Source organism: Bacillus cereus group sp. BfR-BA-01356 (assembly GCF_022663635.1).
Taxonomy (GTDB): domain Bacteria; phylum Bacillota; class Bacilli; order Bacillales; family Bacillaceae_G; genus Bacillus_A; species Bacillus_A cereus.
Genome location: NZ_JAKUFX010000187.1, coordinates 1 through 8731 on the forward strand (window position 1 = coordinate 1; position 8731 = coordinate 8731).

An 8731-nucleotide genomic window follows, 5' to 3' on the forward strand; every position below is an offset into this window, starting at 1 on the left:
TCTAGCTCTTTTGCTTCCGCAATTACTTCCACTTCTTCTAGCTCTTTTGCTTCCGCAATTACTTCCACTTCTTCTAGCTCTTTTGCTTCCGCAATTACTTCCACTTCTTCTAGCTCTTTTGCTTCCGCAATTACTTCCACTTCTTCTAGCTCTTTTGCTTCCGCAATTACTTCCACTTCTTCTAGCTCTTTTGCTTCCGCAATTACTTCCACTTCTTCTAGCTCTTTTGCTTCCGCAATTACTTCCACTTCTTCTGGTATTTCCACAATGATTGTTTCTTCAAGTTTTTCTTCTGCTTTGACAATCACTGATTCTTCTGGAGCTTGCTTTTCTACTTCAATAGTAGGTTGTTTTATTTCTGTGTTACGTTTAATTTCTTCTGATAATATTGTATCCTCGTGCTCTACTTTAGAAGCTACTAATTCTTCTTGTAGATTGTTTTCGTTTAACACCACTACATCTTTTTCTGGCTTAGCACTTTCCATCTGCTCAGCTACTGTTTTATGAAGTAATTCATCCGCTGAAACTTCCTGCGGTGTACTCATTTCTTGAATCACTTCTTTTTCTTCTACTAAAGGCACTTGGCGTTCGATTTCATAACCGTTTTTCTCTAGCCATTGATCAACTACTGACTTTTCTTCCTTTTTATTCTCTTCATATTGTTGCTCTCCTTGCTGGTTAGCAGCTCTATGACTAGAAGAAGTTGGTGCTTGTCCTTCTGAGAAATCAGATAATTTATATCCTTTTTTCTCTAACCATGCATCAACGACTGATTTACCCTCTACAGATATTTCAAGGTCTTCTCTTTCCTTTACTTCCTCCTGCTTTTCTTCCTTTTTCTCTACTGAAGGACGATTATATCCATAAATTGGCGAAATCATTTCTGTTGGACGAAATGGTCTACGGTTACTCTCTTGCGAAGGTGCAGATGCCTTTTTAACGACAGACTCCCGCACCGGTTCATATTGCACTTCCGGCTCTTCATATGTAGAAACTACCTTTTCCACATACGGTCGTCTGCTTCTTTCCACCTTTATTCCTCTTTGGGCAGTAGGTTCTTCATATGTTACTCCTTGAACAGGTTGTTCTTCGAAGCGATTTACTTCGCTTTCATCCTCTTCATCGAACCCATTATCCGGTACTAAAGGAAAACGGCATTTACCTGCATTCCTACTTGCCATTTGTGCTTCTCTTGCTTCAGTGTAGTGGTTTACACGAGGAATTTTCGGCTGACTTTCAATTTGCTTTGGTACTTCTTTATTCATCGCTGTTTGTTCTTCCTCTTTGTTAAACAGCTTTTTCATCCAATCTAACATGCTTACCACTCTTTCTACTAAATAGTAACATCCTTTATTGTATCAGCATTCGGCAAAAAGTGCAGGTAAAATTAAGCATGTCATATTTATCCACAATATTCTAATTTACGAGTGTTTCATATGGAAAAACGCAGCCTTTCATGTAAGACTGCGCTTAAGCTTTACTCTTCCGATATGCATCTATACTACCCGTTACACTTTGCAATAAAGAATTTACATACTGCGGGTCAGATAATTTTTTATCTTCTTCATGGTTTGACATAAACCCAAGTTCTAATAACACACCAGGAACCTTTGCCCAATTAAATCCAGAAAGATCATCCCGAAATTTAATTCCATTTACTTTCACTTGCTGGTTCTCCCTCATTTTATTTACAATCATTTGAGAGATTTGAAGACTTTCCGCATAAATCTCTTTCGTATACGGACTTCCTTCTGCCGGCGTCAATACAGCAAATCCACTTTCGTTTGGATTTTCAGAACCATCTGCATGAAGACGTAAAAATAAATTCGCCTTATGATTATTTGCGAATGTCGCCCGTTCTTTATTACTTATATCAACGTCTTGTGATGTTCTCGTCATTAATACTTGTATCCCTTTTGCTTCAAGCTTTTCTTTTAATAAAAAAGCCATTTCTAATACAAGTACAGCCTCTCTCTTTTTCGTCACAACACCTGTTGTACCGTCTGTCACTTTATATTTTTGCGTTGTTGCCCCTGGTCCAATTGGCTCTAAATTTAAATTCGCTTTTTGTTGATGCCCTGGATCAATAACGACGAGAAACTTCTCTTGTTTTTCATTACTCCCTACTTTTTGTTCATTATTTTGCACTGGTTGCTCAGTTGGCTGTACTGGCGTAGTTTCTTCTTTCTTTTCCTCAGATGATACTTCCTCTTGCTTATGTTCTACTTGCTCATTCGTTTGAATTGCTTGCAATTCTTCATTTTTTTCTTGTTCTTGCTGTTTTTCTACCGGTGCGTCTTCTTTGGTATCTTTGTTTTTCTCTTGTATAGAAGATGTAGTTTCTTTTTTCGGCTGCTCTTGTGAACAACCGGCCATATATATTCCAATGAATGCAATCATGCTCATTATTTTTATATACTTCATACTTCTCTCCCATCACTTTGCACCGGATTCAAAGTTTTTCTTATAATTGCCCTATAATCTCATCCATATTTCCAATATAAACTGGCTGCCATTTTTCTGTACCACGTTCTGCAATATAAACCGGATAAGCGTCATCATCTATATTTACGAAAACTGGATCGCCCATATCCGTTTCATATCCAATTGTAATCCATCCTTCTTGCCACTTTCCGTTTTCTTCACTTATTAATGAATTTTTATGTTTATCGTATCGGTAACCGATTTGTCCTTTTTCTAATTCACTTTCACTAAACACATATATTTCATAAGTACCTAGCTCAATATCTTGCTGTTTTGAAGTTTCAATTCGTTTTAGAAGTTCTGCGATTTTTATTTGTTGTTTCATACGTCTATCCCCTTCTATTTTTCTAAATTTTAACTAGTTTGTTTATAAAATACAATATAGATTTTAAGAAAAAAGGTGACATCCTTATCATATTAACGATTTTTTAAATATATCTATCACAACTCTACATATATCAACGATTTTTCAAATATATCTATCGTAACTCTACATATATCAACGATTCGACACGGAATATCGACTTACCAACAAAAAATGACAAAACAAAAAGAGAGACTGTCCAAAAGGACAACCTCTCTCTTCTTATATCAATTAAAATTTAAACTCTTGTCCAACTTCAAAGCTATCTTCTAATACAAGAATACCTTTTTCTTGTGGAGCATCTGGAAGCTCTAATTCACGTGCAGAGCAGATCATTCCAGAAGAAGGAACACCGCGAAGTTCTGCTGGTTTAATTAACATACCACTTGGCATTACAGCACCAATTTTTGCAACGACAACTTTTTGTCCTGCATCAACGTTTGGTGCACCACATACTATTTGTAATGTTTCTGTACCGATTTCTACTTTACAGATGTTTAGCTTGTCAGCATTTGGATGCTTTTCTTTTTCAGCTACATAGCCTACAACAAATTTCGGAGAAAGATCTGCTTCTACTGTTTCTTCAAAGCCATTCTTCGCTAAAATTCCGTTGATTTTCTCTACAAGCTCTTTCGTTAATGTAAGGTTGCCTGTTTCTTTTACTTCTAAGTAAGAAGATGCATTAAAGATGTTGAATCCTGCTGTTACATTGCTTTCACGATCGTATACGCGTGCAACATCTCCTTTGCGATCAAAAGTACGGTTCTCTAAAGTAATATCTTGTAAGGCAACAATTAAAGTGTCACCAATTCCTTCAAGGTTGTAAAAAACGTTCACTTCGTTCATCCTTTCTCTTTTCCATCTGTCTTCTTCCGATTTTTCGCTAAAATAAAGATTGGTTCAAATTCTCCATCTTCATATACGAATGAAAGTGATGTAATCGGAACATGCCCTTCGGCAAAAAATTTCATTGTCATTTGTGCAATAATATCATAACCGATTTCGTTGACGATATCAGCAATAATTAATACATCTTGGTGAGGAACAGCAACAACCATGTCACCAGAAATCTTTTCACGCATCGATTGTAGTAACGATTCGTTTAAAATACGAGTCGCGTCATACCCATCATTTGTGTTTAAAAAGTAGAATGTATTACCCGCTACTGTGTCTTGTTTAAATTCATAACCTAATGAGCGTGCGTTGAATAATGCCATTTCACGCACTTGCTGTTCTGTAAGTTCTAATTTTTGTAATAGACGCTCATCAATTAGTCGATACGTTTTATTCGAATCTAGCGCGTAGTAAATACGTGTTTCCGCCGTATGATCCGTCATAATAAACGGATTTCCTTCTTCTGCTTGTTTCGGGAAAGAAGTAGAGCGAATAACAGGTAAAATTTTCGCTCCGCTATTTTCTTCTTTATGCATCGCAATTAGCGCTTCTTGTACGTAATAAGCAACTTCTTCAATTGCCTTTTCCTTGTTCACTTCCCATTTTGCCACAACTCCTGGAAGCGATACGTTAATACCTTTTTTGGAGTCTTTTTGTTCAATACGTAAAACTTCTTTCTCACTATCATACTGAAAGTCCCATTCTGGGCGAGATAATTTCTTTATTAACTCATCTTTCATCTTTTTACTTGTCATCTTCATCTCTTTTTTCCTCCCTTCCAAAAAAATAACCCCCCCCGCGAAGGTAGAGGTTGTTTTACAATTCAATTGGCAAATTGCCTTATTTTAAACCTTCAATGAACTCTTCGATTTGTTCTTGTGTTTTACGATCTTTGTTTACATAGCGACCAGTTTCTTCACCTTTATTGTACGCTACAAAGCTCGGAATGCCAAATACGTCTAATTTTACACATAGATCAATAAACTCATCACGATCTACATAGTAAAATGAGAAATCACTATATTTCTCTTCTACTTCTGGCATAAATGGATCTACAAAGCGGCAGTCTGGGCACCATTCTGCTGAGAACATAAAGACTACATTCTCTTCATTTTTTAACTGTTGGAATTGCTCCATGCTTTCTAATGACTTCATCTATATTTCCTCCTCTAACGGGTGCATTTTTCATGTTATAATCTTTCTTTTATACTACCATACATCGCGCACGGTGCAAGGTTTATGCTTGCTTTTTGTCATACTTATATTGCCCAACTAACAACTTAACAACGTGTACAAATAATTCCGTGCGGTCGACATAATCATCTGTAAAAATACCGATAGCACCTTCGTGACTACGAATATCTTTTCGCTGCACAAACTCTTCCATCACTTCGCTTAATTCCTTACCATCTTCAAGAGGTGCTAAAAAATCGTCTGGTAACGTAATACGCGCTCCTCCGGCCACAAATACTTTCCCATCCATTGTTGCTAGCGCGCCCCAGTTACACATAAATAAACCGTGCTCCGTTTTCATTACGCCGCCTTCTAGCCCAATACCAATTGGAGCTTCTCCTTCCTCTAGTGCTCGCTTCGCTCTATTAATCGCTCCTTGCATCGTCTCTTCATCTGAGAAAGGCTGAGCTGATACTCCTGACGGAACAGAAAGAGATGTAATTTCAGCATCTTTCCAAACCTTCTCCACAGCGCCAACCTTCGTTTTATTCTTTGATCCTACTACTACTTTCATTTCGTTCACCTCTATAAAAATTCATCATTCTATTCTAATATCCCTATCAGATACGAATTAAGCATCAACCACTACCACATATCACCAAGTCATCTATTCAGCCTAAAAAAGAAGGTTTTTTCTAGCAACATTACCGTCTTCAAAAACAAAAACAGCCTTCCTCTCACTTCCTACTTGGGGTCTTCATACATCATTCGAACACCAATTAAGCACTGATCACTCCCACTCATGGATGGGTCATCTATTCAAGCTAAAAAAAGAAGGTTTTTTCTAACAACATTACCGTCTTCAAAAACAAAAACAGCCTTCCTCTCACTTCCTACTTGGAGTCTTCATACATCATTCGAACACCAATTAAGCACTGACCGCTCCCACTCATCGCTGGGTCATCTATTCAATCTAAAAAAGAAGGTTTTTTCTAACAACATTACCGTCTTCAAAAACAAAAACAGCCTTCCTCGCTTTTCCTATCCAGGGTCTTAATACACCATTCGAGCACCAATTAGGCACTGACCATTCCCACTCATGGATGGGTCATCTATTCAAGCTAAAAAAAGAAAGGCTCTTCAGCCCTTCTTCCTCTCTACGCGTTATTCTTAATTGTCTCTAACGTCGTTTTATCTGTTGTTCTTACAAGCTTCGTAATTAATTCTTTCGCCGCTGCATAATCATCAACATGTAAAATTGAAGCATGTGTATGAACGTAGCGCGCACAAACACCAATTACTGCTGATGGGATACCAGAGTTACTTGTATGTACACGGCCCGCATCTGTACCACCTTGTGAAATAAAGTATTGGTACGGAATGTTGTTTGTTTCTGCTGTATCTAAAATGAATTCGCGTATTCCTCTATGTGTTACCATCGTGCGATCGTAAATACGAAGAAGAGCACCTTTTCCTAATTGACCGAACTGTGTTTTGTCACCAGATGCATCGTTTGCTGGACTTGCATCAAGCGCATAGAAAATATCTGGTTGAATCATATTTGCAGCTGTTTGCGCTCCGCGGAGCCCTACTTCTTCTTGTACAGTAGCACCAGAATATAATGTATTTGGTAATGTTTCATCTTTTAATTCTTTTAATAATTCGATTGCAAGACCACATCCGTAACGGTTGTCCCAAGCTTTCGCCATAATTTTCTTCTCATTTGCCATCGGTGTAAACGGGCAGATTGGCACGATTTGTTGTCCTGGTTTTACACCAATCTCAATCGCATCTTCATAGCTATCTGCACCTATATCAATTAACATATTTTTTATATCCATCGGTTTTGCACGTTGCGCGTCACTTAATAAATGAGGAGGAATAGAACCAACAACCCCAATAACAGGACCATTCTTCGTCATAACTTGTACACGCTGTGCTAATAAAACTTGGCTCCACCAGCCGCCTAACGTTTGAAAACGAAGCATTCCGTTTTTCGTAATTTGCGTAACCATGAAACCTACTTCATCCATATGACCTGCTACAAGAACACGCGGGCCAGTTTCGTCCCCTTTTTTCAGACCAAATACGCTACCTAAACCGTCTTGTACAATTTCATCCGCATATTTGCTTAATTCTTGTTTCATAAAACGGCGTACATCATGTTCAAAACCTGATGCACCTTGTAATTCTGTTAACGTACGAAATAATTGTAATGTCTCTTTATTCACGAAGTCCCCTTCTTTCAAACCTTAGTAGAATACCTCTTTTATTGTAACGAAATTTTCGAAATGTTTCTAGTTTCTTCTTTTTTAGCTGTATTTGCTTTATAATTATTATCGGTACACTATTTTTATTTTATAGAATTGAGGTGAATATATGAGCTGGAAAGGTTTAGTAGCAGGTCTTGGCGTTGGGTTCGCAGCTGGTTATCTCGTTGCAAACAAAGTACAAGAACAATCCCATATTTCTTCAGAAAAAGCATTGAAAATGGTGAAACAAGCATTAAGTCATAAAGGTGAAATTACTGGCTCTTGGGTACATATGGTTCCAGAGACATTTGAAAAATATGATGTCGCATATGAAGTTTATCGCGGCGGTCTTACAACAATGTTAAATGATATACAAGAACGATTTGAATTTTTAGTTGATGCTAAAACAGGTACTGTTTTAGAGGTTATAGCAGCATAAAAAGGAGGGTTCCCATTAGGTGAACCTCTTATTTTTTAATTGTGGGTATTGATTAAAATTATATCAGCGATTTCCCAATTATATCGATTTATCAACAAAACCCGACAATAAAAAAGAGGCTGCTCCAATAAATATGATGGAACAACCTCCTATTTTTATGCTTCTATACTCGTTTTCCGTTCTATTTTTTCTACGATATGCCCTTCCTCATTCCACTTCACAGCGCGATAATATGCATCATGGTAAAACGTAAACCATGCCTCTTTTTCAGCACCATACTTCATCCACTTTTGCTTATTTTCAATCGAGGTCATCGGATAATCATCGTATGCCATTACCCATAATACATTTTGATGCGCATGCGTCGGTAAGAGATCCGCTAAGTGTAGCATCGTTTCCCCTTGACTCTCCAAAGCGATAACTGCATGTCCATCACTATGACCACCCGTACGCGCCATCTTGATTTCATCTGTAATTTCTATTTCTTGCTGGAACGTAACAACTTGATCTACAATTGGCTCCCAATTTTCCTTCCAATATGTATTACGTGATCTAATGTTTGGATTCCTCATTTCATTCCATTCTGTTTCACTTACGTAAACTTTCGCATTTGGAAATGACGGTACAAGGTGATCATCTTCCCATTTTGTTAGACCAGATGCATGATCAAAATGAAGATGTGTCATCAAGACGTAGTCGATATCTTCAGGCTTTAATCCTAATTTTTCTAATGATTCATAAACCGATGATTCTTCTGTTACACCTTGATTTCGTTTCATCTTCTCATTCAACTTACCGTTTCCTATCCCGGAATCAATGAGCATATTTCCATCTTTTGTTTGCAAAAGTAACGGATCTGTTCGTAAATAAATATGATTTGTATCATTATGTTTATATTTACGTGACCAAAGTACTTTCGGCACGACTCCAAACATTGCTCCTCCATCTAAATGTGTATTCCCGCCTTTTAACCACTTTACTTTTATATCTCCAATTTGTAACTGTTCCATTACACATCCCCCTCGTATATTAATATTTAAGCCCTATCTCAGGCTTAGTTTTACTCTCTAATAAGAGTCCAGTAATAAAGAAAATACTTGGACGTCTCAAGATATTTCTAGATAA

The 8731-nt window shown here is 37.4% G+C and carries 9 protein-coding genes and 1 pseudogene; 1 reads left to right on the top strand and 9 read right to left on the bottom strand.

Going from position 1 to position 8731, the window contains the following annotated elements; genetic code table 11:
- From MR168_RS31050 to MR168_RS31085, 8 genes and pseudogenes are all read right to left on the bottom strand, one after another.
- Positions 1–1316: pseudogene (locus tag MR168_RS31050) on the bottom strand (DNA translocase FtsK); the annotation flags it as partial.
- Positions 1317–1470: 154 nt separating this feature from the next.
- Positions 1471–2424, bottom strand: coding sequence for an N-acetylmuramoyl-L-alanine amidase (locus MR168_RS31055; protein ID WP_140159415.1), 954 nt, complete (start codon positions 2422–2424; stop codon positions 1471–1473).
- Positions 2425–2464: 40 nt separating this feature from the next.
- Positions 2465–2809, bottom strand: a complete 345-nt coding sequence (locus tag MR168_RS31060; protein ID WP_086412534.1) for a thiamine transporter — start codon at positions 2807–2809, stop codon at positions 2465–2467.
- A gap of 270 nt (positions 2810–3079) precedes the next feature.
- Positions 3080–3694 (bottom strand): YtpR family tRNA-binding protein, encoded by a 615-nt coding sequence (gene ytpR / locus MR168_RS31065; protein WP_001006771.1) that lies wholly within the window; start codon positions 3692–3694, stop codon positions 3080–3082.
- Complete coding sequence (locus MR168_RS31070; protein ID WP_000784588.1) at positions 3691–4503, bottom strand: DUF1444 domain-containing protein; 813 nt, start codon at positions 4501–4503, stop codon at positions 3691–3693. Before MR168_RS31070 ends, ytpR begins: the two co-directional genes overlap by 4 nt.
- 79 nt (positions 4504–4582) lie before the next feature.
- Positions 4583–4897: a thioredoxin family protein gene (locus MR168_RS31075; RefSeq protein ID WP_000838193.1), complete on the bottom strand. Its 315-nt coding sequence runs from the start codon at positions 4895–4897 to the stop codon at positions 4583–4585.
- Positions 4898–4979: 82 nt separating this feature from the next.
- Positions 4980–5489 carry a DUF84 family protein gene (locus MR168_RS31080; protein WP_000869940.1) on the bottom strand — a complete coding sequence of 170 codons (510 nt, stop codon included), beginning with the start codon at positions 5487–5489 and terminating at the stop codon, positions 4980–4982.
- A 583-nt stretch (positions 5490–6072) separates the two neighbouring features.
- The gene (locus MR168_RS31085) at positions 6073–7146 is read right to left on the bottom strand and encodes a M42 family metallopeptidase (RefSeq protein ID WP_001031514.1); all 1074 of its coding nucleotides are present in this window, start codon (positions 7144–7146) and stop codon (positions 6073–6075) included.
- A gap of 148 nt (positions 7147–7294) precedes the next feature.
- Between MR168_RS31085 and MR168_RS31090 the strand changes: the two genes are divergently transcribed.
- A complete protein-coding gene (locus MR168_RS31090) occupies positions 7295–7606 on the top strand; it encodes a PepSY domain-containing protein (protein ID WP_000118543.1) in 312 nt (103 codons plus the stop codon).
- Between the two features lie 155 nt (positions 7607–7761).
- On the opposite strand, the gene MR168_RS31095 is transcribed toward MR168_RS31090, so the two are convergent.
- Positions 7762–8616 carry a YtnP family quorum-quenching lactonase gene (locus MR168_RS31095; protein WP_086412535.1) on the bottom strand — a complete coding sequence of 285 codons (855 nt, stop codon included), beginning with the start codon at positions 8614–8616 and terminating at the stop codon, positions 7762–7764.
- Positions 8617–8731 lie beyond the last annotated feature (115 nt).

Bases quoted from the DNA above. Each gene is read 5' to 3' on its own strand.
- MR168_RS31055 (WP_140159415.1), bottom strand. From the start codon at position 2,424: ATGAAGTATATAAAAATAATGAGCATGATTGCATTCATTGGAATATAT.
- MR168_RS31060 (WP_086412534.1), bottom strand. From the start codon at position 2,809: ATGAAACAACAAATAAAAATCGCAGAACTTCTAAAACGAATTGAAACT.
- ytpR (WP_001006771.1), bottom strand. From the start codon at position 3,694: ATGAACGAAGTGAACGTTTTTTACAACCTTGAAGGAATTGGTGACACT.
- MR168_RS31070 (WP_000784588.1), bottom strand. From the start codon at position 4,503: ATGAAGATGACAAGTAAAAAGATGAAAGATGAGTTAATAAAGAAATTA.
- MR168_RS31075 (WP_000838193.1), bottom strand. From the start codon at position 4,897: ATGAAGTCATTAGAAAGCATGGAGCAATTCCAACAGTTAAAAAATGAA.
- MR168_RS31080 (WP_000869940.1), bottom strand. From the start codon at position 5,489: ATGAAAGTAGTAGTAGGATCAAAGAATAAAACGAAGGTTGGCGCTGTG.
- MR168_RS31090 (WP_000118543.1), top strand. From the start codon at position 7,295: ATGAGCTGGAAAGGTTTAGTAGCAGGTCTTGGCGTTGGGTTCGCAGCT.
- MR168_RS31095 (WP_086412535.1), bottom strand. From the start codon at position 8,616: ATGGAACAGTTACAAATTGGAGATATAAAAGTAAAGTGGTTAAAAGGC.